The 21,486-nt window shown below is 52.7% G+C and carries 24 protein-coding genes and 1 pseudogene; 5 read left to right on the forward strand and 20 right to left on the reverse strand.

Features of this window, described 5'->3' with window-relative positions:
* Both ACL02P_RS09825 and ACL02P_RS09830 read right to left on the reverse strand, forming a co-directional pair.
* Nucleotides 1-531: pseudogene (locus tag ACL02P_RS09825) on the reverse strand (ATP-binding cassette domain-containing protein).
* 125 nt (nt 532-656) lie between these two features.
* Nucleotides 657-854, reverse strand: a complete 198-nt coding sequence (locus ACL02P_RS09830) for a hypothetical protein (RefSeq protein ID WP_339301920.1) — start codon at nt 852-854, stop codon at nt 657-659.
* A 252-nt stretch (nt 855-1,106) separates the two neighbouring features.
* Here ACL02P_RS09830 and ACL02P_RS09835 point away from each other — a divergent pair, with 252 nt between their 5' ends.
* Genes ACL02P_RS09835 through ACL02P_RS09845 form a run of 3 tightly spaced genes read left to right on the forward strand, consistent with a single transcriptional unit; the run spans nt 1,107 to nt 4,271 of the window.
* Complete coding sequence (locus tag ACL02P_RS09835) at nt 1,107-2,477, forward strand: ABC transporter substrate-binding protein (protein ID WP_412837332.1); 1,371 nt, start codon at nt 1,107-1,109, stop codon at nt 2,475-2,477.
* 49 nt (nt 2,478-2,526) lie between these two features.
* Nucleotides 2,527-3,414, forward strand: coding sequence for a carbohydrate ABC transporter permease (locus ACL02P_RS09840; RefSeq protein ID WP_009226776.1), 888 nt, complete (start codon nt 2,527-2,529; stop codon nt 3,412-3,414).
* A 23-nt stretch (nt 3,415-3,437) separates the two neighbouring features.
* On the forward strand, nt 3,438-4,271 hold the full coding sequence (locus tag ACL02P_RS09845; protein WP_009226775.1) for a carbohydrate ABC transporter permease: 834 nt from the start codon (nt 3,438-3,440) through the stop codon (nt 4,269-4,271).
* Nucleotides 4,272-4,431: 160 nt separating this feature from the next.
* Here ACL02P_RS09845 and ACL02P_RS09850 read toward each other — a convergent pair whose 3' ends face one another.
* Genes ACL02P_RS09850 through ACL02P_RS09860 form a run of 3 tightly spaced genes read right to left on the reverse strand, consistent with a single transcriptional unit; the run spans nt 4,432 to nt 4,913 of the window.
* Nucleotides 4,432-4,557 carry a DinB family protein gene (locus ACL02P_RS09850; RefSeq protein ID WP_232282365.1) on the reverse strand — a complete coding sequence of 42 codons (126 nt, stop codon included), beginning with the start codon at nt 4,555-4,557 and terminating at the stop codon, nt 4,432-4,434.
* Nucleotides 4,558-4,594: 37 nt separating this feature from the next.
* Entirely contained in the window at nt 4,595-4,741 is a 147-nt protein-coding gene (locus ACL02P_RS09855; protein ID WP_260070005.1) for a hypothetical protein, read from the reverse strand.
* Between the two features lie 52 nt (nt 4,742-4,793).
* Nucleotides 4,794-4,913 carry a sporulation protein YjcZ gene (locus ACL02P_RS09860; protein ID WP_198136240.1) on the reverse strand — a complete coding sequence of 40 codons (120 nt, stop codon included), beginning with the start codon at nt 4,911-4,913 and terminating at the stop codon, nt 4,794-4,796.
* Nucleotides 4,914-5,117: 204 nt separating this feature from the next.
* On the opposite strand from ACL02P_RS09860, the gene ACL02P_RS09865 reads away from it, so the two are divergent.
* Nucleotides 5,118-5,360: a hypothetical protein gene (locus tag ACL02P_RS09865; protein WP_260070069.1), complete on the forward strand. Its 243-nt coding sequence runs from the start codon at nt 5,118-5,120 to the stop codon at nt 5,358-5,360.
* Between the two features lie 38 nt (nt 5,361-5,398).
* On the opposite strand, the gene ACL02P_RS09870 is transcribed toward ACL02P_RS09865, so the two are convergent.
* From ACL02P_RS09870 to nrdR, 6 genes are all read right to left on the reverse strand, one after another.
* Entirely contained in the window at nt 5,399-6,022 is a 624-nt protein-coding gene (locus ACL02P_RS09870) for a DedA family protein (RefSeq protein WP_036646478.1), read from the reverse strand.
* Nucleotides 6,023-6,188: 166 nt separating this feature from the next.
* Nucleotides 6,189-6,947 (reverse strand): phosphate ABC transporter ATP-binding protein PstB, encoded by a 759-nt coding sequence (gene pstB, locus ACL02P_RS09875; RefSeq protein WP_009226770.1) that lies wholly within the window; start codon nt 6,945-6,947, stop codon nt 6,189-6,191.
* Between the two features lie 14 nt (nt 6,948-6,961).
* Nucleotides 6,962-7,849 carry a phosphate ABC transporter permease PstA gene (gene pstA / locus ACL02P_RS09880; protein WP_260070004.1) on the reverse strand — a complete coding sequence of 296 codons (888 nt, stop codon included), beginning with the start codon at nt 7,847-7,849 and terminating at the stop codon, nt 6,962-6,964.
* Nucleotides 7,846-8,748, reverse strand: a complete 903-nt coding sequence (gene pstC / locus ACL02P_RS09885) for a phosphate ABC transporter permease subunit PstC (RefSeq protein WP_323076194.1) — start codon at nt 8,746-8,748, stop codon at nt 7,846-7,848. Before pstC ends, pstA begins: the two co-directional genes overlap by 4 nt.
* An 86-nt stretch (nt 8,749-8,834) precedes the next feature.
* Complete coding sequence (locus tag ACL02P_RS09890) at nt 8,835-9,791, reverse strand: phosphate ABC transporter substrate-binding protein (RefSeq protein WP_009226767.1); 957 nt, start codon at nt 9,789-9,791, stop codon at nt 8,835-8,837.
* 180 nt (nt 9,792-9,971) lie between these two features.
* Nucleotides 9,972-10,442: a transcriptional regulator NrdR gene (nrdR, locus tag ACL02P_RS09895; RefSeq protein ID WP_009226766.1), complete on the reverse strand. Its 471-nt coding sequence runs from the start codon at nt 10,440-10,442 to the stop codon at nt 9,972-9,974.
* A gap of 137 nt (nt 10,443-10,579) precedes the next feature.
* On the opposite strand from nrdR, the gene ACL02P_RS09900 reads away from it, so the two are divergent.
* The gene (locus tag ACL02P_RS09900; RefSeq protein ID WP_009226765.1) at nt 10,580-10,801 is read left to right on the forward strand and encodes an alpha/beta-type small acid-soluble spore protein; all 222 of its coding nucleotides are present in this window, start codon (nt 10,580-10,582) and stop codon (nt 10,799-10,801) included.
* A gap of 73 nt (nt 10,802-10,874) precedes the next feature.
* On the opposite strand, the gene ACL02P_RS09905 is transcribed toward ACL02P_RS09900, so the two are convergent.
* From ACL02P_RS09905 to pnpS, 9 genes are all read right to left on the reverse strand, one after another.
* Nucleotides 10,875-11,438 carry a lytic transglycosylase domain-containing protein gene (locus ACL02P_RS09905; RefSeq protein ID WP_009226764.1) on the reverse strand — a complete coding sequence of 188 codons (564 nt, stop codon included), beginning with the start codon at nt 11,436-11,438 and terminating at the stop codon, nt 10,875-10,877.
* The gene (coaE, locus tag ACL02P_RS09910; protein WP_260070002.1) at nt 11,435-12,031 is read right to left on the reverse strand and encodes a dephospho-CoA kinase; all 597 of its coding nucleotides are present in this window, start codon (nt 12,029-12,031) and stop codon (nt 11,435-11,437) included. Before coaE ends, ACL02P_RS09905 begins: the two co-directional genes overlap by 4 nt.
* A 39-nt stretch (nt 12,032-12,070) precedes the next feature.
* Nucleotides 12,071-12,943 (reverse strand): DNA-formamidopyrimidine glycosylase, encoded by an 873-nt coding sequence (mutM, locus tag ACL02P_RS09915; RefSeq protein WP_412837195.1) that lies wholly within the window; start codon nt 12,941-12,943, stop codon nt 12,071-12,073.
* A gap of 40 nt (nt 12,944-12,983) precedes the next feature.
* Entirely contained in the window at nt 12,984-15,644 is a 2,661-nt protein-coding gene (gene polA / locus ACL02P_RS09920; RefSeq protein WP_412837196.1) for a DNA polymerase I, read from the reverse strand.
* Between the two features lie 156 nt (nt 15,645-15,800).
* Nucleotides 15,801-16,460 (reverse strand): phosphate signaling complex protein PhoU, encoded by a 660-nt coding sequence (gene phoU, locus ACL02P_RS09925; protein WP_009226760.1) that lies wholly within the window; start codon nt 16,458-16,460, stop codon nt 15,801-15,803.
* 18 nt (nt 16,461-16,478) lie between these two features.
* Entirely contained in the window at nt 16,479-17,234 is a 756-nt protein-coding gene (pstB, locus tag ACL02P_RS09930) for a phosphate ABC transporter ATP-binding protein PstB (RefSeq protein WP_009226759.1), read from the reverse strand.
* Nucleotides 17,235-17,472: 238 nt separating this feature from the next.
* Complete coding sequence (locus ACL02P_RS09935; RefSeq protein WP_412837197.1) at nt 17,473-18,699, reverse strand: methyl-accepting chemotaxis protein; 1,227 nt, start codon at nt 18,697-18,699, stop codon at nt 17,473-17,475.
* 116 nt (nt 18,700-18,815) lie between these two features.
* On the reverse strand, nt 18,816-19,541 hold the full coding sequence (locus tag ACL02P_RS09940; RefSeq protein WP_009226757.1) for a response regulator transcription factor: 726 nt from the start codon (nt 19,539-19,541) through the stop codon (nt 18,816-18,818).
* Nucleotides 19,542-19,688: 147 nt separating this feature from the next.
* Nucleotides 19,689-21,485, reverse strand: coding sequence for a two-component system histidine kinase PnpS (pnpS, locus tag ACL02P_RS09945; protein WP_036646475.1), 1,797 nt, complete (start codon nt 21,483-21,485; stop codon nt 19,689-19,691).
* Nucleotide 21,486 lies beyond the last annotated feature (1 nt).

Consider the following 21,486-nt stretch of genomic DNA (forward strand, 5'->3'; position numbering starts at 1 on the left):
CTACTCCTCCTTCACGTAGTAATGCAGGAAGATTTCCTCCAGATCGGGCTCCACAATCGAGATGTTGATTAAATCAACGGTAGCGATTCGTTGCAGCAAACGCGTTTAGGCTGCCTTTAAACATGAAGCTGGCCGAAGATCCCCTCAGTTCAAGGTTGCTGACGCCATCCAGCTTCTTAAAGGCGGCGGGATCGATGTCGGACTTGGCTTCCAGGCTGACTTTCTTGTAGCTGTTATCCTGCAAGTCGCTCATCTTCTCCTGCTTGATGATCCGCCCTCCTTAATGAAGGCGACACGGCTGCACATCTTCTGGACTTCGCTCAGAATATGGGACGAGAAAAACACGGTCGCCCCTTTCCGGTGCTCCTCCGCAATCAGCTCGAAGAAGGTCTGCTGCATCAGTGGATCCAGGCCGCTGGTCGGATAAATGAGCCCAAGCAGCGTCCGAATCGTCGTTGACTTCCCCGCCCCGTTGGGACCGATAAAGCCAAAGATCTCCCCCTCCTTCACCTGAAGGTTCACGTCAGTAATCCCTCTGGCCTTGCCCTATCGCTTCGTGAGGTTTCTTAATTCAATCACGCCCATGGAACCCCCTTGTGATTTCCTTGATATCGAGTGTTCTCCCTGGACATCTGGTTGGTGAACCCCTCCGCCATCTAAGTCAACATGTTCATGAGAAGCTTCAGATCAATGCCTTCCTTAAACTTCGATTCATCCACGCCGGTCAAAGCGATCCGGTTCCGAACCTCCTCCCCTTTGGCCAAGATCGCCTTAATTTCCGGATGAACCTCCTCATTCGTTTCAAAATAAACGCTGGTCAAGAAAGACAGTAACGCCGGATGCTTATCGATCATCGCGACCTGATGTTCGCGGCTTGTTTGATTCGCTCGAAGAAATCCGTCACCGTGTGATCGTATTTCGCATACTTCCGTAAACCGATTCGGTCAATATTTATTCGTGGAGTTTTTTTGAATAAATTGCTCCTTCGGCAAGTATGTTTTACTGGAAGGGATGTACACAGTATTTTTTTAATGCGTTAAACCATCGGGTTGAGCGCAAAACCCGAATAAGACTACTTACCAGGGAGGGATCACAGCATGGTATTTATGAAAAAAAGAAGTTGGGCCATCGCTTCCGTGTTGTTGTGTACGGCTTTAGGCGGGGCGCTGCTAGCCGGGTGTTCCGGGTCGGGCGACAAGTCGGGCAGTTCCGGAAAAACGACGATTACGGTGACCTATCGGGATGACGGAGCCGGAGAAAAAGGCACGTTGTACCGTTGGTTGACAGAGATCGCTGCCGCTTACCCGAACAAGGATGTCGAGATTAAACCAGCACCGATTCAGGCCTCTGAAGGGGACTATTTTGCGAAAGTCGCCTTGTCTCTGAAATCCAAAGACACCGCTCCGGATATCGTGACGGAGGACACATTCATCCTCAATTCGGACGCCAGCGCCGGTTATCTGGAACCACTGGATGAGCGGCTGAAGGACTGGGAGGATTGGTCGAACGGCTCGTTTATCGAGGCGATGAAGAAAGGCGTTACCGCCAGCGACGGCAAAGTGTATGGCGTACCGTACAACACGGATTCCCGTGGCTTTTGGTACAACAAAGAGATCTTTAAGCAGGTCGGCCTTCCCGAAGAGTGGACGCCGAAGAACTGGGAGGAAGTGCTTGATGCGGCTCGCACGATTAAGGAAAAAGCCCCGGACATCGTCCCGATCTGGATGAACATGGGCAAGGCGACTGGGGAAGCCACCTCCATGCAGACGTACGAAATGCTCCTTTACGGTACCGGCGAACGACTGTATGACGATGCAAGCGGAAAATGGATCATCGAAAGCCAAGGTATCTTGGACGCATTAGGGTTTATTGAAACCGTAAACAAGGAAAAGCTCGGACCGCCTCTCTCCAAGGTTCTGAACGGGCAGGCCGGTAACACCGCTTCCCGTGAATATTTGCCTCAAGGCAAGTTGGCCATCTCCCTCGACGGCTCCTGGATTACCGGCAACTATCTGGAAACCGGTGCTTCCCCATGGCCGGAATACAAGGATGTGCTGGGCTTTGCTCCGATGCCGACGAGCCAAGGTCAGGCACCGGGGACCATTACCCTTGCCGGTGGTTGGGCGCTGTCCATTCCGAGCAACGCCAAGCATAAAGACGAAGCCTGGGAGTTTATCAAATACGCATTAAACAAAGAGAACAGCAAGAAGCTCGTCACCTCCTCAGGGAATATTACTGTGCGAGCCGACGTCGCCAAAGATCCGGAATACACGCAAATGCCGTTTAACGAAATCGCTACGGAATATCTGCAGAACGCCGAGTTCCGGCCTGCTCAGGATAAGTACCCGGAAGTATCGACGCAAATTCAGACGATGGTTGAATCCGTCGCCACAGGCACCTCCCCCGCAGAGGCAGCTCAAAAATACGCCCAAGACGTCACTCGCATCGTAGGCGAGAACGCTGTCATAAGAAAATGACCAATCATAACAAGCGGCAAAGCAATGCTTTCCGGAAGGAGAACGAACCATGAGCAGCATGACGGCTGAAGGATATTCCAGAAAACGAAATACGTACACGTGGCTGTACTTCTTGCTCCCTTCGATTGTGATAATGCTGGTGTTTTTTATCACTCCGGTCTTCCTTACTTTCTTCTATTCATTTACGAACCTGGCTTTAACGGGGGAATCGGCAAGAGAGTTAAAATTCGTTGGGTTTGACAACTACCTTCACATGTTCAAGGACCCGACGGTCAAGATCAGCATTTGGAACACGCTGGTCTTCCTGTTTGGCTCCGCGGTGATTGGCCAGCAGCTGCTCGGCTTATTCATCGCCCTGCTGATGAAGCGCAGAAACCGGACGTTCCGGCGGGTGATCGGCACGATCGTCCTCGCCGGCTGGGTAACCCCGGAAATCGTCTGTGCGTTGTGCTTGTACAGCTTCTTCGGCGACGAGGGGACGCTTAACTCGATCATCACCTCATTGGGGATTCCGGCAGTCACCTGGCTGTATACCGTTCCGATGCTGACGATCATCCTCGCGAACATCTGGCACGGCACCGCCTTCTCAATGCTCGTCTTTCAAGCGGCTCTCGACGACGTGCCCAGCGAGGTGGAAGAAGCGGCGGTGGTCGACGGAGCTTCGAAATGGCAGGTACTGATTCGGATCATCATCCCTTATATCAAAGATTCGTTTATGACCAACATGATGCTGGTCACGTTACAGACGTTGGGCGTGTTCGGTTTGATTTATGCCATGACCGGCGGAGGCCCGGGAACGTCTACGACCACACTGCCGATCTTCATGTACAACCAAGCCTTCGTGAACTATCAACTGGGGTACGGAACCGCGATCTCCTTGCTGCTTCTGCTCATCGGAATCGTGCTTAGCCTGTTCTATACCCGCTCGTTGAAATAGTCCAAGAGCAAGGAGAACTCCTTATGAACGCAAAACAACGGAAACTCATCTACCGGATCTTGCCCTATACGATCCTCACGATCATCGGCATCTGCTTCGTCTTACCCTTGCTTTGGGTGATGGTTGCTTCGGTTGATCCCAATGCCATGCAGACGCTGAAAATGCCGCAGCGGATCACGGCGGATAATTATATCAACGTGATCACCAGCCGCGAGAACCAGCGCGCTTTCCTGATCGGTTTGATCATGTCGCTGGGGCAGGCGCTGCTCGTCGTCCTCTTGGCACTGTTAGCCGCCTATCCGTTGTCCCGTTATCAAATGAAATACAAGAAGCCGTTTATGTTGACCATCCTGTTTATGACTTCCTTGCCGATTACGGCGGTGATGGTCCCGGTCTACCAGCTGTTTCTAAGTTTGAAGCTGTATGACCAAATCTTTGGCGTTATCCTGTTCTATGTAGCTTCATCCATGCCCTACGGCATTTGGATGCTAAAGAACTTCATGGATTCCGTCCCTCTGGATCTGGAGGAAGCGGCATGGGTCGACGGGGCCTCGGTATTTACGGGGATTCGCAGAGTCGTAGCGCCGCTGATGGTGCCGGGCATTTGCACGGTGGCCATCTTCACCTTCTCGGGCAGCTGGGGGAACTTCTTTGTCCCGTACATTTTGCTGCAAAATCCGGAGAACTTCCCCGCTTCCCTGAAGTTATACCAGTACTTTGGTCAATACGGGATGATTGAATACGGCAATCTTGCGGCCTTCTCCATCCTGTATGCGATCCCGTCCATCGTGCTGTACATCTTGTCCCAGCGGTTTATGTCCAAGGGGTTTGGTTTACAAGGGGGAACGAAGGGGTGACTTCCACCATTCGTCCGATCAGGACATCCGGCTCCACAATCGTTAGAGCTTTCCCATACGGAAGCAAGTAGTAAGGCACATAGGTATGCAAGGAGGCGTCCTCCAGAGATTCCGGCAATAACTGGAAATAGTTGCTGCTTTTGTGACCGCCTGGCCCAGTTTAGGCGAGGGGCTCCATCCCTGGCTCGATCCACGATTCGTAGGTTGGCCCGTAAATATCAGGAACTCGCAGTCCCGCCTGACGCATCAATACCGTCATTTGTCCCCGATGATGCGCCTGATGCATCAGCGTAAACCGGAGCGATGCCCCGTTTGACCAGGGTTCACCTTGCGATCTCCGTTGTGTTCAGGAGCTGCTCGTCCGTCCATTGCGTGCGGATCGCCTCGATGAGTGCCCCGCTGATCCGCTGGTACTCCTCTGCGATTTGCGCCGCTGCCGGGGCTTTAGAGCAATTGTCTAACAAATGCAAAAATGAACAAAGGCCCTGCTGCAGCAGGGCCTTTGCATGAGGTACTATTCAATTAAAAGATAAACGCTTTGGAAACAATGACCAGCAGGATGAAGAGAACCAGAATCGTCCCTGTGGAAGTCCAGAAACCACCATAACCTACGCCACCTACGCCATTTTCATATCCCGACATTGATTTTCCCTCCTTTTTAAATATAGAACATCATATTACAGTTCGTTAGCGAACGATCGGGACATTCGCGGAGAGAGGCAAAAATGGGTATACGTTCACCAGGTACCCATGCTGAATATGAGACGGCGGCTCTAGCCTAGCTCACGCCTAGTCAAGCCAATAGCCATTTGCATAAGATGAAACAAGTAGATTTAAAAGCAGGTGGTGTTCTTGGGAGGAAAAAAGAGGCGTCAATACCAAAGAATCCAAGAAAATGACCTATCCTCGGACGACTTGGCCATTATCGGTGCCGGGTTCACCGTGCTTGGGGATCTTTTCGATTTGCTCTCCCTGTTGAAGCTGAAGGAGGAAAAGGGGCAGAACGGCGGTGATACTGAGGAGACGCTGCTTGACGAGTTCATCTTGCACCAAAGCAAACCCGAAAATAAAAATAAAAAGCGGAAATAAATAAAGGCGCCGGAGCCAGCTCCAGCGCCTTTGAGGTATTACCGGGACAACTTAGCTACCTTCAGCCTCCATCGCCGCCATTTCAAATACACGAGCACCAACAGCAGCGCGCCCAGCCCAATAAAGAAAAACTTTAAATATTTCTCCACCAGGTCGATGGCAACTTGCCACTGTTCGCCAAACACCAATCCGATGCTTACAAAAACAGTCACCCAGAGCGCTGCTCCTGTGTAAGCATACAAGGCAAAGGTTCGAAAAGGAATGCGCATAATGCCAACAAAGTAACCAAAAAACTGCCTTACACCCGGCACAAAGAAACTGATAAGCAGCATTCTATTGCCGTATTTCTCGTAGACCCGCCTCGTTTTGTCCAAATGTGAGGGCTTGACCATAATCCACTTGCCATAGCGTTCGATCAACGGCACACCGACCCGATGTCCGACGAAATAGGTAATCGTCACCCCGATCACCGCCCCAGCATATCCAGCGAAGAGTGCCGGCAGGAAACCTAGCACGCCTTTATATGCCAAATATCCCGTATAGGTCAGAGTCGTTTGACCCGGAGGCAGCGGCAGCGCGATAAAGTCGATGGGAAGTCCGAGCAGCAGAACAAAATAGCCGTAATGCTCAAACATCCTTTCAATCCAATCCAATACGTCCATTATCCAAATCTCCTTTAGCCATTGCAGGCGCTGCCCACGCCAATCAGTCCACTCTTTATGTTATCAGTATATACGGAGATTTTCCAATCTAAAAGGGACCGCGAACGGGGCGGTTCCCCGCCCCGGGTCCAGCCCTGTTCCTAGTTGGCAAAAGGAGAGACGTATCTTATCCGAACCGGCCGCTGATATAATCGTCTGTCCGTTTCTCGGACGGATTGGTAAAGATTTTACTCGTATCGCCGTACTCAACCAGCTCCCCCATGAGGAAGAACGCCGTTTTTTCCGACACCCGCGCCGCCTGATGCATATTGTGCGTGACGATGATAATGCAGTATTCCTGCTTCAGCTCGGCGATCAGCTCTTCAATTTTGGCACTGGATACCGGGTCCAGGGCCGAGGCCGGTTCATCCATCAGGATGATGCTTGGATTGACCGCAATCGATCGGGCGATGCACAGTCTTTGCTGCTGGCCGCCGGACAGGGCCAAGGCGGAGCTGTGCAGTCGGTCCTTCGTTTCGTCCCAAAGGGCCGCTTTGGTGAGCGATTCCTCAACGATCTGATCCAGCTTCTTCTTGTCCCGAATCCCGTGGTAACGCGGTCCAAAAGCGATATTTTCATAGATGGACTTATGGAACGGGTTTGGCCGCTGCCATACCATGCCGATCTTTTGGCGCAGCAGCACGACATCGGTCTTCGGATCATTGATATTGTCGTCCCCGATCCAGATTTCCCCCGTGATCTTCGCCCCGCGGATCAAATCGTTCATCCGATTCAGGCTGCGCAGGAATGTGGACTTGCCGCAGCCCGAAGGGCCAATCAAGGCGGTTACCTGCCGGGAAGCGAAATCGAGCGATATATTTTTAACGGCTTGTTTCTCTCCGTAATAGACGCTTAAGTTTTTCGTAGATAGTTCAATATTTGACACTTGGCTTCGCCCTCCTATTTCGTCGCCGTAAATTTCTTGAGCATCACGCGTCCGAGCCAGCGAGCCAGCAAGTTAAACACCAGCACGGTCAAAATCAGGACGGCCGATGCACCGGCGGCAATTTCAGGCGCATCCGGCGCCAAGCCTTCGGAATTGATCTTCCAGATATGAACCGCCAGCGTCTCCGCCGGACGGAACGGATTCAGCGGGGACGTAGGGCTCAACGGATTCCAGTTGCTAAAGTCGAGCCGCGGACTGCTCATCCCGGCCGTAAACAACAGGGCAGCTGCTTCGCCGAACACGCGGCCCGCCGCCAGGATCGTTCCGGTCAGAATCACCGGCATGGCGATCGGCAGCATCACCGATTGGATCGTTTTCCATTTGGACAAGCCCAGCGCCAAGCTGGCTTCCTTTTGCGCCTGCGGCACGCTGGCTAACCCTTGCTCGGTAATCCGCACCATCAGCGGCAGGTTAAAGATCGTCAAAGCTAACGCCCCTGAGAACAGGGAGAAGCCAAAGCCAAACAGGTTCACGATCACGAGCAAACCAAACAAACCCACGACAATCGATGGAAAAGAGGACAATACCTCAACGATCAAACGGATAAAATCGGTAATTTTCCCCGGTTTAGCGTATTCGCTCATATAGACCCCCGCGCCGATACCGAGCGGAATCGTGATGATCATGGTCAAGACCAAGAGGAACAAGGAATTAAACAATTGCGGGCCAATCCCGCCACCTGCCTTAATCGTTTCAGGAGGTGACGTGAGAAAATCGAAACTGATATGACCCAGCCCCCGGACTAAAATAAAGCCGAGTAACCCCGCCATAATCAAGACAATTAAGCCAGCTAAAGCGATAATAACAACTGTTGCGATTTTGTCGACGGTTTTGGCGCTCATCGTTTTGCTCTCCTTTCCAGCCAACGCACGATAAAGACGAATACAAACGTCATCAGCATCAAGATTAGTGCCAGCGTCCAGAGGACGTTATTCTGCGTCGTGCCCATGACCGTATTCCCCATGCTCAGCGTAATGACGCTGGTCAAGGTCGAGGTGGATTCAAAGAGCGAGCGCGGGATATGCGGCGCGTTCCCGATAACCATCTGCACCGCCAGGGCTTCCCCGAAAGCCCGAGCCATGCCGAGTACAACCCCGGTCAGCAAGGACGGTAAGGTCGTCGGCAATACGGTCCGTGACAAGGTTTGCCAGCGCGTAGCGCCAAGGGCGTAGGAACCTTCTTTCAAGCCGGGAGGCAGGGCAGACAGGGCGTCGGTGGCGATCGAAGTGATCGTCGGCAATATCATGATCGACAGTACGGTCGCTCCCGCCAAGATCCCCAGACCTTGTCCCGGGAAAATATCCCTGTAAAAAGGTACGATGATACTAAGCCCCACAAAACCATACACGACCGAAGGTATCCCGGCCAGCAGCTCGATGACCGGCTGCAAATACTTCTTGCCGAACTTCGGCATAATTTCAACCATAAACAATGCTGCGCAAATGCCAAGCGGTGCTGCGATCAGCGCCGCCAGAATCGAAGTGCTGAACGAGCCCAAGATAAACGGCAGGGCGCCAAACATCGGCGGCTCCCCATCCGGCTTCCAGTTCGTGCTGCCGAAAATTTCACCTAGTGAGATTCCGTCTTGAACAAAAGTGCTTAACCCCTTGGTTGCTACGTAATAAACCATCGAGAAGATCGTAACCACCAGCAATACGATACAAAATGAAGCGTAAATTTTGCCGGTCCATTCCTCGACGATATGCGGTTGTATTTTTTTTCTTCCGCCGGACTGAGCCATGAAACCTCTCCCTTTAAGAACAGCACAGAAAGAGGCAGAACCGTCCGCCTCTTGCCGCACTGATATGATGTTATCGAATCTGCTGGTTATTTCTTCGTGATGTTGCCGTCAACATCGCGTTCCACTTGCATTTTGCTGATCGGAATATAGCCAAGCTCTACTACGTCGCCGTTGTCGCCTTGAACATCCGAGGAAACCATGTAGTCCAAGAAGGCTTTCACGACTTCGTTTGGCTCGCCTTTCGTATACATGTGCTCATAAGCCCATACCGGATAAGTTCCGTTTGCTACGTTTTCTTCCGTTGCGTCGACGCCTTCGTACTTCACAGCTTTGACCGTATCGTCAAGGTAGGACAAGGCCAGATATCCGATCGCCCCCGGCGTTTCTCCAACCAGTTTCTTTACCGTACCGGAGGAATCTTCTTGGATCGAACCTTGCAGGTCCTCCGTTTTCGTACCCAACGCGTATTTCTCAAATGTGGCGCGAGTCCCGGAGCTCGACGGACGGTTTACGATTTGAATCGCTTGGTCCGGACCGCCAAGATCTTTCCAATTTGTGATTTTACCCGTGAAAATTTGGACCAGTTGGTCTTTTGTCAAATTGTCGACAGTGATGTCCGGGTTAACGACAGCTGCCATCGCGACGACAGCAACTTGGTGGTCAACCAGTTCACCAGCTTGAGCCGCATCCAGCTTCTCTTCTGCGAAGACGTCGGAGTTCCCGATGTCCGCTTGGCCTCCGGAAACCTGCGTCAACCCGGTACCGCTTCCGCCGCCTTGAACTTGTATAGAAACATTTGGATTTTGATCCATAAATTTTTTCGAAACTTGGTCTACCAAAGGTTGTAAAGCCGAGGAACCTACAGCCAAGATCGACCCGGAAAGTTCCGATGTCGCTGCATTACCCCCGTTGCTCGCGGATGCATCATCCGCAGTGCTTCCGTTGGTGCCGGCCGTGTTGTTTGGTGCCGCGTTGTTTTGACCGCATGCTGCCAGCGCGAAGCTCAGCACCAAAGTCAAAATCAATAACATACTCTTTTTCATTGTTTAGGTTTCCCCCTTAATTGATTTACAGTTTGATTATAGAAAGCGAAGATCAATGCTGTGTTCTCGTTTTGTAAACTTTGTGTAAAATAAGAGGGCATCTTAGTCTTTAGGTTTATTCTATGCAAAAAATAAAAAAACACTCCCGCGCCGGCCGGCGAAGAGTGCTTGAGAAATGAACTATTCCGTGACCCCTGTATTTTTGGACAGCAGGCCTTTGAGTTCTTTCATAAACATGTTGATATCTTTAAATTGACGATAAACCGAAGCAAACCGTACATATGCAACCTCGTCCACCGGATAGAGCTGCTCCATCACCAATTCGCCGATTTGCCGGCTCTCTACCTCGGCGTTCGCCGAGTGGCGCAAGGAACGTTCCACTTCGGATACGATGGATTCCAGCTGTTCGACGGAAACCGGACGTTTCTCGCAGGCTCGAATCAGACCTCGCAGCATTTTCTCCCGGCTGAATTCCTCGCGGCTTCCATCCTTTTTGATCACAATCAACGGCACTTCTTCCACCATTTCAAACGTTGTAAACCGCCGGTTGCATTTCTCGCATTCACGCCGGCGGCGGATCGAACGGTTCTCGTTCGCCGGTCTCGAATCAAGCACTTTGGTGCCTAAATAGTCGCAATAAGGACATTTCAAACTAGAACACCTCCCCTCTAAATGACGTCATCACGGCCTGTCTCACCGGATGGCAATAAATTACTGCAAATTCATGTGATTGAAATTCCTAGTCCGGCACATAATACTGTTACCAACCACAAGGAGGTGAACAAATCATGGCCCAAAATAATAACTCTTCGAACAACCTGGTGGTTAGACAAGCATCCGGAGCTTTGGATCAAATGAAATATGAAATCGCTCAGGAGCTTGGCATCTCTTTCCCACAAGACGGATATGCTGGTAACCTGACTTCTTACGAAAACGGTTCGATCGGTGGTTTCATCACGAAACGTCTGGTGACCCTGGCTGAACAACAGCTGGCAGGTCAATTCAAATAACCGATCAACTGAAGAGAGCATTGGCTGGCGTAAGGTCGGTCAATGCTTTCTTTTGTTATAACCTTAGGCCCCCTTAAAAATCATCATATATCTTTAAATATTGTTTGTAATAGTGGGATACCCGCTGGACGTAATGCCGGGTCTCGCCAAAAGGAATATTTTGCACCGTCTCCAGTCGTCCGTCCCATCGCCCGCTCTTCAGCCAATTTTTCACATTGGTTGGTCCGGCATTATACGCTGCGATCATGGCGATGGTGTTACCGTCAAATTGCTGGGAGAGCGATCTCAGATACCAGGTGCCGATCTGGATATTCGTTTCCGTCTCGTTGCGGATGTCTTCCAGCGTTGTATTGGGCAACTTCGCTTTGGAAATCACCCACTCCGCCGTATCGGGCATGATCTGCATAATTCCGAGCGCGCCTTTCCGGGACTCCACGCCCGATTTGTAGTTCGTCTCCACCTTAATGATCGCTGCAACAATAAACGGATCCAGGCCGTTGTTCTTGGCATGCCGCCGGATTTCTTCTTTATAATAAATCGGGTAAAACAACGAAAGCCATGCCGAATTAAAAAAGATGAGGATGATGAAACCGATAAACAACAGAAGCAAGACTCTTTTTTTGCGAAGCCACCTCATCGTAGTCCCTGATCCCGCCAAAAGTCATCTATCTGCCGCTTCGTTTCCTCAAGTCCACCGCTGTTATCAATCAAAATATCCGCCCTCTCTTTCTTGATTTCGATATCCATCTGGGCGCTGATCCGCTGCTCGGCCGCCTCCTTCGATAACCCGTCCCTCAACATCAACCGGGTTAACTGTACCTCGCGGGGGACGTAGACAACCATAATTTGATCGTATAACGGATCAAGACCCGATTCATAAAGCAGCGGGATATCCGCCACCACCAATCTGTGAGGATCCGCTGCTTCCAGCTCTTCCATGCGCCGCTTCATTTCAGCGCGGATCGCCGGATGCGTTAGTGCCTCCAGCGCCTTACGCTCCTCCGGATTCGAGAAGACGATCTCGCCTAGCTTCTTGCGATTCAGCGTTCCATCGGGGTGCAGCACGCCCGGGCCAAATCGTTCGCTAACGGCGGCCAATACCGGATGGCCCGGCTCCATAATCTCCCTGGCGATCACATCCGCATCGATAATGGCGGCCCCACGCTCGGCCAACAATCGGGAAACCGTGCTTTTCCCGGTCGCAATGCCTCCGGTCAGTCCGATGTTCATAACCCTATCCACCTCACACTCATAACTTGGAGCCTCGTTCTATCTCGTTAGCCGTTGCTTGGCGCGTGCAGACCCGCTTGTCCGATAAGGCGGCTGACAATTCGGGCAAAAATGCGTGCCCCGCCCCCCTACAACGGTCTTCATCACCGGCTGTCCGCAGTTCAGACAAGGCTCACCTTGGCGGCCGTACATCCGCAAGGAATGTTGAAACATCCCCATTTCACCTTGCCCGTTCACGTACGATTTGATGGAGGAGCCACCAGCTTCTACCGCTTCGGTTAACGTCTCAACGATGGCGGCATGAAGCTGCTCCAGCTGCCTCTTGGTCAGCTTGTCCGCCGGATATTCCGGGTGGATGCCTGCCCGAAACAATGCTTCATCTACATATATATTCCCCAAGCCAACGATGTATTCCTGGTTCAGCAAGGCTGGCTTGATTTTCGTGGTTCGCCGGGAAATTTTGTCCTGGAATGCTTGAAGGGTAAACGACTCCTCCAGCGGCTCCAATCCCAGCTTCACCAGCGGCTTGTTCGTAAACTCCTCCCCAGGAGCAAACAGATGCATCGTACCAAACTGGCGTACATCTTTGTAGCGGAGTTCCGTCCCGTCCGTAAACCGGAAAATGACATGGGTATGCTTCTCCACCTCTTCTCCGGGCTGATACAGCCCGTAACGCCCTTCCATCCGCAAATGGGAGACGAGCACCAGCCCATCCATGATAATCCGCAAAAATTTTCCGCGGCGGCCAATCTCAAAGATGGTATGGCCGGCAAGTTCGGCTTCAAACCGTCGGATATCATCCGGCCGTTGGATGATGCGCGGCAGAAACACATGAACGCTTTGGATCGTCTTGCCCACGATCAATTGGGTTAAGGTCCGTCGGACCGTTTCCACCTCCGGCAATTCCGGCATATCCTCTCACCTCGATCTAAGTTGTTGTCATGCGCAGAGCTTACTTCGCTTCGTACCAATTTAATCCGCTGGATACTTCGGCTTTCAGCGGTACAGAGAGCTCCAACGCTTTCCCCATCGTCTCCGGAACCAGCTTGCTCATGAACTCCAGCTCCTCCGGCGGCACCTCAAACACCAATTCGTCATGCACCTGAAGCAGCATGCGGCTCTTTAATCCGTGCTTATGCAGTTCCTCATCCATGCGCACCATAGCCAGCTTGATGATATCCGCCGCTGTCCCCTGAATTGGCGTATTCATCGCCGTCCGTTCCGCGAAGGAACGCAGGTTGAAATTCGAGGCGTTGATCTCGGGCAGATAACGGCGGCGCTCCAGCAGCGTCTTAACATATCCGTCACGCTTAGCTGCCTTCACGATCTCATCCATGTAACGCCGAACCCCTTGGAAGGCATTAAAATATTGCTCAATAAAGCGAGCAGCCTCCTTCCGCGTGATGTTCAGGTTCTGGGACAGGCCGTAATCGCTGATCCCATAGACTATGCCAAAGTTGACCGCCTTCGCGGAACGTCGCATATTGGCGTCCACCTGATCCGGTCCTACGCCAAACACGTCCATGGCCGTCTTCGTGTGGATGTCCATATCGTGCAGGAACGCTTCCTGCAGCCCTGGATCCCCGGAAATATGCGCTAACACCCGAAGCTCGATTTGCGAGTAATCCGCGGACAGAATAAACCAGCCTTCCTCGGACGGCACAAACACCTTGCGGATTTTGCGGCCTTCCTCCAGCCGGATCGGGATATTCTGCAGGTTCGGATACTGGCTGCTCAAGCGTCCGGTAGCGGCAATCGTCTGCCGGAAATACGTATGCACTTTGCCCGTTTTCGGCGAAATCTCCTTCAGCAGCCCCTCGACATAGGTCGATTGCAGCTTGGCCAGCTGGCGGTATTCCAAAATAAACTGCACAATCTCATGGTAAGGCGCCAGCTTCTCCAGCACTTCCGCATCTGTGGAGTAGCCGGTTTTCGTCTTCTTGATGACCGGCAGGCCCAGCTTATCAAACAGAATTTCCCCTAACTGCTTCGTGGAATTGATATTAAACTCCTGGCCGGCGATCTCATAAATACGCGCAACCAGTTTATTGATTTGGGCTTCAAATTCCACGCCCAGCTCTTTCAAGGCTTCCTTGTTGACGGCAACGCCTTGCTTCTCCATGTCGGCCAAAATCCGAGATAACGGCATTTCCAGCTCATAAAATAACTTCTCCATCTCGTATTTCGCCAAATCCTCACGCTGCAAAGGCAGGATCCGCAGCAATGCATCCGCCTTGCGAGCCAGATGACGGCTCAATACATCCGGCTCCGGCACTTTGAATTTCGCGCCTTTGCCATAAACTTCATCGTCTCCGGGAACCTGCGGCAGCTGGTATTTCGCGGCCAGCCCGCTGATCGTCTGGTCGCTCTCCGTCGGATCAAGCAAATAGGCCGCCAGTTGCACGTCGTGCTCGGCTCCGGCAAAAGCAACGCCATGCCAGAACAGCACCAAATCCGCCCGGTGCAGATCATACCCGCGCTTCGGCACCTGCTCGTCCGCCAGCCAAGCGCGCACTTCCGCCGCAGCCTCCGATTGCAGCACGTCAAACGACAGGAAGTAGTGGCGGCTGGCCGTAGACAGCACCATGCCCATCATTTCGGCCTGATGCGGGTTCTCCCCGTGGGACTCCACGATGATTCCTTCGATGTTTGGCAAATCGGCCGTAAGCTCCTTAAGGTTGTCCAAGTCCACCGTGGTCACCTGGATGTCAACCTGCTCCGCGCGAGCCGCTTCGCCGGTTGCATTCTCGCCGCCGGCAAAGGACATCCGCTCCAGCAGCGACTTAAACTCCAGCTTGCGCAGCATCGGGACCGCGGTTTCCTCCGGAATGCCGTCAAACTTCATCTCCTCCCAGGAGCGTTCAATAGGAACCTCTCGGAAGATGGTTGCCAGCTGCTTGCTCATGCGGGCGTCCTCTGCGTGGTTCATCAGATTCTCCTTCATTTTGCCCTTCAATTCGTCGGTATGGGCCAACACTTCCTCAACGGAACCGTATTGATGCAACAATTTCAGGGCTGTCTTCTCTCCGATTCCCGGCACTCCCGGAATATTGTCGGACGTATCGCCCATCAGGCCCTTCAAATCGATGATTTGCAGCGGCTTCAGCCCATATTTCTCTTCAATTTGCTGCGGGCCGTAAGGCTCGACTTCACTGACACCCTTGCGCGTTAGCGCCACTTTAACCCGATCGCTGACGACCTGCAGCATATCCTTATCGCCGGTCACGACCAGCACTTCATGACCGGCCTCTTCCGCCCGTTTGCTCAAGGTGCCGATAATGTCGTCCGCTTCGTACCCGGACAGTTCAAACCAGGCGATACCAAAGCTCTCCAGCAGCTCGCGCATCAGCGGAAATTGCTCGGACAGCTCCGGCGGCGTTTTGTCGCGTCCTCCTTTATACTCCTGATAGCCTTCATGCCGGAACGTCACTTTGCCCGCATCAAAGGCAACCAGCATATGGGTAGGGCGCTCCTCTTGGATCAGGCGCAGCAGCATATTGGTGAAACCGTAAACGGCATTCGTATGCAACCCGCTGGAGTTCGTGAGCGGCGGCATCGCAAAAAATGCCCGGTAAATGATGCTGTTCCCATCTATAAGAATCAATTTTTCCATACGACACCTCGTCCACAGTATTCTACCTTATCTTATGATAACACAGGGGCCATCCCGATAACACCAAAGCCGTCCTTGGAAAAGAAAAACCGGTCGCAGCCTGCGTAATTTCGCCAGCTGCGACCGGTTGGACGCACGAAAAACTTCATTTCAAAGTTATTGGTTCAGGTCAGGACGATGCCCGGTCACCAGGTAAACGGCGCTTTCCCCGATATTGGTTGCATGGTCGGCGATTCGCTCGATGTATCGGCCCACCAGCGTCAGCAGCATCGCCTGCTGGAGGGATTCCGGGTTTTCGATCATAAACCCGTACAACTCTTGAATCATCTGGCTGTACAGGTGATCTACCTCGTCGTCATCCTTGGCCATTTTGTAAGCCAGATCGGTATTCTCATCCAAATACGATTGCAGCGATTCCCGCACCATCAGTATGACTAGCTCGGACATCTTCGGGATATCGATGAGCGGCTTGATTAACTGCTGGCCTTCCAGCCGCAGGGTGACCTTCGCGATATCGATCGCCAAGTCTCCCATCCGCTCCAAATCGCTGGAAATTTTAAACGCCACGATAATCCGCCGCAGGTCCTTGGCCACCGGCTGCTGAGTCACGATCAGGCGCGAGCCGAGGTCCATCACTTGCTCTTCCATCCGGTTCAGCTCGACATCGCGTTCAATGATGGTTTTCGCTTTGGCCGAGTCCAGAGCCTGCAGGGCGCTGATCGCCCCCGTCAAGGCATCCTCCACATGCTCGCCCATTTTTCTCAGCAGCTGCCGTAAATCCTCCAGATTCTGATCAAATTCCTTTCTTTGAATCATCTTGCTGCAGCCTCCTTGTTATCCGAAACGACCGGAAATGTAATCTTCAGTGCGTGGATCCTGCGGCGTGGAGAAGAGCTTCTGCGTATCGTCCGCCTCCACAATTTCTCCGTTCAGGAAAAAGACCGTCTTACCCGAGATGCGCGCCGCCTGATGCATGTTATGGGTGACCATAACGATCGTATAGCTATCTTTTAATTGCTGCACCAGCTCTTCAATTTTGAGGGTAGAGATCGGGTCCAGCGCTGAAGTGGCTTCATCCATTAGCAAAATATCCGGCTGCACAGCGATCGCCCGGGCGATGCAAAGCCGCTGCTGCTGTCCGCCGGACAGGCTCAGGGCCGACCGATTCAGGAAATCCTTCACCTCGTCCCACAACACGGCCTGGCGAAGGCTTCGTTCCACGATCTCGTCCAGCTCCGCTTTATTCTTGATGCCGTGTAACCGCGGGCCATAAGCCACATTGTCATAAATCGATTTCGGAAAAGGATTCGGCTGCTGAAACACCATCCCCACCCGTTTGCGCAAAGCCTCCACTTCAACATCGTCGCCGTAAATGTCGGTGTCGGCAATTTGGACAACCCCTTCGATCCGCGTGCCCGGAATCATATCGTTCATCCGGTTCAATGTGCGGAGAAGCGTCGATTTGCCGCAGCCGGAGGGGCCAATGAAAGCGGTAATTGCTTTTTCCGGAATATCCAGAGAAACGTCTTTCAACGCATGGAATCGGTCATAATATAAGTTTAATTTTTGAATCCGGATGATAGGTTTCATTGCAGTTCTCCTTCACCAAAATACGTCTAAGCCACCGGCCGCAGCCTCTAAGCCGTTACGGGCCGGGGAATGCCAAGCAAGCTTGAAGCACGGTACCCGCCTTCCCGCGAGCCCGTGCCAATTCTACATCGATTTAGCTAGTATACGCATATTCGCGAATTGTCTCATGTCAAACAATTGTATTCTATCGCACTTATGTAAAAGCACATGAGCTACATTGTAAACGTGGTGTAAAATTTTACGAAAGTGATGTTAAATGTTGTAACTCCCAGAGCACGGTTCTCGTTCGCTCGGCCGCCGTTTCCGATGAGCGGAACATCTCCTGGCTGCGCTGCTCTGCCGCCCGGGCGGACTCCACCAGCGCTTGGAACGTCCCGTCCGCGTTACCGACCCGTTCGTGGCTTTCCGCCATCTCCTCCGCTGTTGAGGAGACGGTGGCTGCCGTTTGCTGAATCAAGTGATTCACCACCCCTAACGTGTCGCCAATTTCCTCCGAGAATCGCTTGGTCTGCAGTGCAAGCTTACGAACCTCGGAGGCGACGACCGCAAACCCGCGCCCGTGCTCGCCGGCATGTGCCGCTTCGATTGAGGCGTTCATCGCCAGCATGCCGCTTTGGTCCGCGAGACTGCGGATATGATCCGCAACCGATGAGATCTGCTGCATCTGCTCCAGCAGCTTGGCCATTTGCTTCTCTTGGGAACGGGCCATCTCGAGCACGCGGGTAAACGACGCCTTCACGGCCTCCAGCTCTTGCCGCCCCTCCAACGATAAATCATTCATCCGCTCGGTCTCCTGCAAGCTTCGTTTTGCCGATTCCGCCACCGCTGCAATCGACTGCTCGATCTCTACGACCCGGTCGCGGCTGTCACGCACCGCCGCCTGCCTCGCTTCATCCGCCTCCCGCTGCAGCTCCCGGGACATCTGCATCAGATCCTGAATCGTCAGGATTCCGTAATATTTCCCTTGATCGGTTAAGATCAGACCATCGTAGAAGGAGGTTCCCTCCCTTCCCAACGCCAGATCCAGCAGTTCACCAGCAGGCGTATCACCTTCGCAAATCAAAGGTTGCTGCTCGGCAAACTGAAACGATGCGACTTCATAAAATAGATCAGCGGCAAACCGCCCCGCCAAGTGGCGGAAAAACCGATCCCGCATCAGCAGCCCCAACGGTTTGTGATCCTCATCACAAATCACGATGCACGGAAGCTCAGGCTGCCTTTGAAACTCCCCCATCACCTGGCGACAGGGAACCTCCGGGCCAATAACCGGAACCTTGCGACAGAAGGAACGGGCTTCAACCGTTGTTAGCCCCCTACTTCCTGCACCTGCCCGCCCTCCATTCGAGCGATCCTCTTGCCTCACCAACGCCGCACGGTGAATCTCGCCTACTTCGCTGCTTGCTGTCCCGCTCCCTGTCTCTTGATCTGTCGAGCTTTCCAGCAGTGCTATGGCCTGTTTTCCCAACCTGCTTCACTCCCCCATATGTAAACGCTGCGTTCGATCTAATCATAGAGGGATAATGTTAAGCTTATGTTCCCAGGATGTTAGCCCTATGTAAAAAAGAACGTCCACCATAAAAGTTACATGATGGACGCTTGCTTCTTATTCACAACCAGTTTATAGCCAACACCGCGAATGGAATCGATATGCACGGACTGCGGATCCAGCTCAAGCTTCTTGCGCAGCGAACTGACGTGCACATCCACCGTCCGCTGTCCTCCGATATAGTCAAATCCCCACACGGCGTTCATCAGATCGTCTCGGGTCATCACCACGCCGGGCTTGCGAGCCAAGTACAGCAGCACCTCAAACTCCTTAGGTCTCAGCGTGATTGGTTCCCCGTTTAACGTGACCTCGTATTTCTCGGGGTAAATCGTCAAGGCGCCCAGCACGATTTGTGAATTATCCTGCTCAGCCGGCTTCTCGCGTTCTTCCTTGCCGGTGGAACGGCGGAGAACGGCGGCAACACGAGCCAACAGCTCCGCAACGCCAAACGGCTTCGTGATATAATCGTCAGCACCGGATTTCAAGCCCTGGACGACCTCTTCCTCCGCATTTTTGGCGGTCAGGATAATCACCGGCGTCTTCACACCCTCGCTGCGCAGCTTCGACATGATCTCAAAACCGTTCATGCCCGGCAACATCAAATCCAGCAAGATCAAATCAAAATCCTGCCGCAGTGCGGTTTCATAACCGATTTGCCCGTGATCCTCTACGATAACTTCATAGCCTTCGTTCGTCAGGTTGTAAGACAAAAGCCGGGATAACGTCGGTTCATCTTCGATAACCAATAGACGTTGAGTCATAGTACCCTCCATTTGTTTGCGGTACAAGTTCATCTCTGAACCAATATCACTTTAATGACAAGCCCAGCATATCACGGCAATGTTAACGTAGTGTAAAGTTAAACAAAAAACGGTTTACATTTTATTTTTATGATCCCCGGACCGATCCTAATCATCCAGGGAATGCATCAGGGGCAGCTCCAGAATAAACGTTGTTCCTTCGCCAACCTTGCTCTCCACGCGGATCGTGCCGCGGTGCAGATCCACGAGGTGCTTGACGATGGACAGGCCAAGTCCTGTCCCACCTGAGCTGCGGGATCTGGCTTTATCTACCCGATAGAACCGTTCAAAAATTCGCGGTAGATCCTTTTTAGGGATGCCGATACCCGTATCGCTAACGAGAATACGCACCTTCTCCTCGTCCCCGCCTTCGCCTATGATGCTTGCGGAAACGCGCACTTTCCCGCCTTCCAAGGAATAGCTGATCGCATTGGACAGCAAATTCATAAAGATTTGCCGCAGCCGATCCTCGTCCGCTTCGATAAATAAATGCTCGGGCACGTCATGCGACATCGAGATCGACTTCTTCTCCGCAGCCGGGAGAAGCACTTCATAAAGACTGTCAAACAGCTCGCTTAACTGCACGGGCGCGTACTCCAGCGGCACCCGCTTCGATTCGATTTTGGACAGCTCAAGCAGGTCGCCAATCAGCCGGTTCAACCGGTCGCCTTCATCATAGATGATCTGCAGGAAGGAACGGGTGGTCTCCTCGTCCTTCACCCCGCCGGCGAGCAGCGTTTCGGCAAAGCCTTTGACCGCGGCAATGGGCGTCTTTAATTCGTGGGATACGTTGGCCACGAATTCGCTGCGCATCCGTTCCAGCTTGCGGATTTCGGTGACATCCTGCACCAGGAACAACATGCCGCGATAGTTGCCGTTATCCTCAAACATCGGCACCCCGTCGAAATGCAATATTTTCTCCTCGGGATCGTAGACGTTGCGTTCTTCCTGTACCGCTTCTTTCCGGGCGATGCCTTCCTCCATAAATTTAACGAATTCGTAATTTCGCTTGAGCTCCTGATACGGTTTGCCTAACACCAGCTCGCCCTTGGTATGGAGGATGCGTTCCGCTTTCCGGTTAATCAAGGCGATATGCTCGGTGGCATCTACCATAAGAATACCGCCGGTCATATTTGCGAGGACGCTTTGCATCAAATCCTCGTTATCCCGGATCCGCTTGAGCTGCTGCTGCAAGCTGTCCGCCATTCCGTTTATTGCCATGCCCAGTTGACCGATTTCGTCCTTACGGGCCAGCTTGACTCTCGCGTCGTAATCAAATCGAGAGATACGGTGGGCTACGCGAGTAATTTGTTCCAGCGGCTTCGTTAACCCCGCCGCCACCCGGTAACTCACCAGCCCCGCGATGAGGAATAGAACAAGCAACGCGCCAAACAGCCACATCCAGGCTTGGGCTAGCCCCTCCTCCACGTCAGCCAAACTCATCGAAAGACGGATATAGCCGTCAAATTCGCCGGCGGTCACGCGCTGGGCGACGTACAGCATATTTTCGCCGATCGTTTCGCTGTACCGGATCGCACTCCCGACGTTCCCGCCCGCTGCAGATTCAATCTCCTGACGATGGGCATGGTTATCCATATGCTCAGGATTGGATTCCGAATCGCCAACAACGTTCCCGTCCAGGGTAATGAACGTGACTCGGGAACCGGTCAGCTCCTCGAATTGCTTCGCTTGACGTTCGTAGTAGGCCTGGGCCTCGGGATTCCCTTGGGCGGAAACGAAATCCACGGTAGCTTCCAGCAAGTTAATTTCCCGGGCCATATTGTCCTCCAACGCCCGAATATGCATATTCTTAAACATCTGGGCCATCGCCAGGCCGGCAGCCAGCATGGAGATGCCCAGCAAAATCATCAGGATGAGGGTTAGGCGCGAGCGAAAGGTTTTCATG

It is taken from the genome of Paenibacillus sp. MB22_1 (assembly GCF_047200555.1).
In the GTDB taxonomy this organism is placed as follows: Bacteria; Bacillota; Bacilli; order Paenibacillales; family Paenibacillaceae; genus Fontibacillus; species Fontibacillus phoenicis.

Excerpts from the sequence above, each read along its gene's own strand:
- ACL02P_RS09830 (WP_339301920.1), bottom strand. The coding sequence starts at position 854 with ATGATCGATAAGCATCCGGCGTTACTGTCTTTCTTGACCAGCGTTTAT.
- ACL02P_RS09835 (WP_412837332.1), top strand. The coding sequence starts at position 1,107 with ATGAAAAAAAGAAGTTGGGCCATCGCTTCCGTGTTGTTGTGTACGGCT.
- ACL02P_RS09840 (WP_009226776.1), top strand. The coding sequence starts at position 2,527 with ATGAGCAGCATGACGGCTGAAGGATATTCCAGAAAACGAAATACGTAC.
- ACL02P_RS09845 (WP_009226775.1), top strand. The coding sequence starts at position 3,438 with ATGAACGCAAAACAACGGAAACTCATCTACCGGATCTTGCCCTATACG.
- ACL02P_RS09850 (WP_232282365.1), bottom strand. The coding sequence starts at position 4,557 with ATGCATCAGGCGCATCATCGGGGACAAATGACGGTATTGATGCGTCAG.
- ACL02P_RS09860 (WP_198136240.1), bottom strand. The coding sequence starts at position 4,913 with ATGTCGGGATATGAAAATGGCGTAGGTGGCGTAGGTTATGGTGGTTTC.
- ACL02P_RS09870 (WP_036646478.1), bottom strand. The coding sequence starts at position 6,022 with ATGGACGTATTGGATTGGATTGAAAGGATGTTTGAGCATTACGGCTAT.
- pstA (WP_260070004.1), bottom strand. The coding sequence starts at position 7,849 with ATGAGCGCCAAAACCGTCGACAAAATCGCAACAGTTGTTATTATCGCT.
- pstC (WP_323076194.1), bottom strand. The coding sequence starts at position 8,748 with ATGGCTCAGTCCGGCGGAAGAAAAAAAATACAACCGCATATCGTCGAG.
- ACL02P_RS09890 (WP_009226767.1), bottom strand. The coding sequence starts at position 9,791 with ATGAAAAAGAGTATGTTATTGATTTTGACTTTGGTGCTGAGCTTCGCG.
- ACL02P_RS09900 (WP_009226765.1), top strand. The coding sequence starts at position 10,580 with ATGGCCCAAAATAATAACTCTTCGAACAACCTGGTGGTTAGACAAGCA.
- ACL02P_RS09905 (WP_009226764.1), bottom strand. The coding sequence starts at position 11,438 with ATGAGGTGGCTTCGCAAAAAAAGAGTCTTGCTTCTGTTGTTTATCGGT.
- coaE (WP_260070002.1), bottom strand. The coding sequence starts at position 12,031 with ATGAACATCGGACTGACCGGAGGCATTGCGACCGGGAAAAGCACGGTT.
- mutM (WP_412837195.1), bottom strand. The coding sequence starts at position 12,943 with ATGCCGGAATTGCCGGAGGTGGAAACGGTCCGACGGACCTTAACCCAA.
- polA (WP_412837196.1), bottom strand. The coding sequence starts at position 15,644 with ATGGAAAAATTGATTCTTATAGATGGGAACAGCATCATTTACCGGGCA.
- phoU (WP_009226760.1), bottom strand. The coding sequence starts at position 16,460 with ATGATTCAAAGAAAGGAATTTGATCAGAATCTGGAGGATTTACGGCAG.
- pstB (WP_009226759.1), bottom strand. The coding sequence starts at position 17,234 with ATGAAACCTATCATCCGGATTCAAAAATTAAACTTATATTATGACCGA.
- ACL02P_RS09940 (WP_009226757.1), bottom strand. The coding sequence starts at position 19,541 with ATGACTCAACGTCTATTGGTTATCGAAGATGAACCGACGTTATCCCGG.
- pnpS (WP_036646475.1), bottom strand. The coding sequence starts at position 21,485 with ATGAAAACCTTTCGCTCGCGCCTAACCCTCATCCTGATGATTTTGCTG.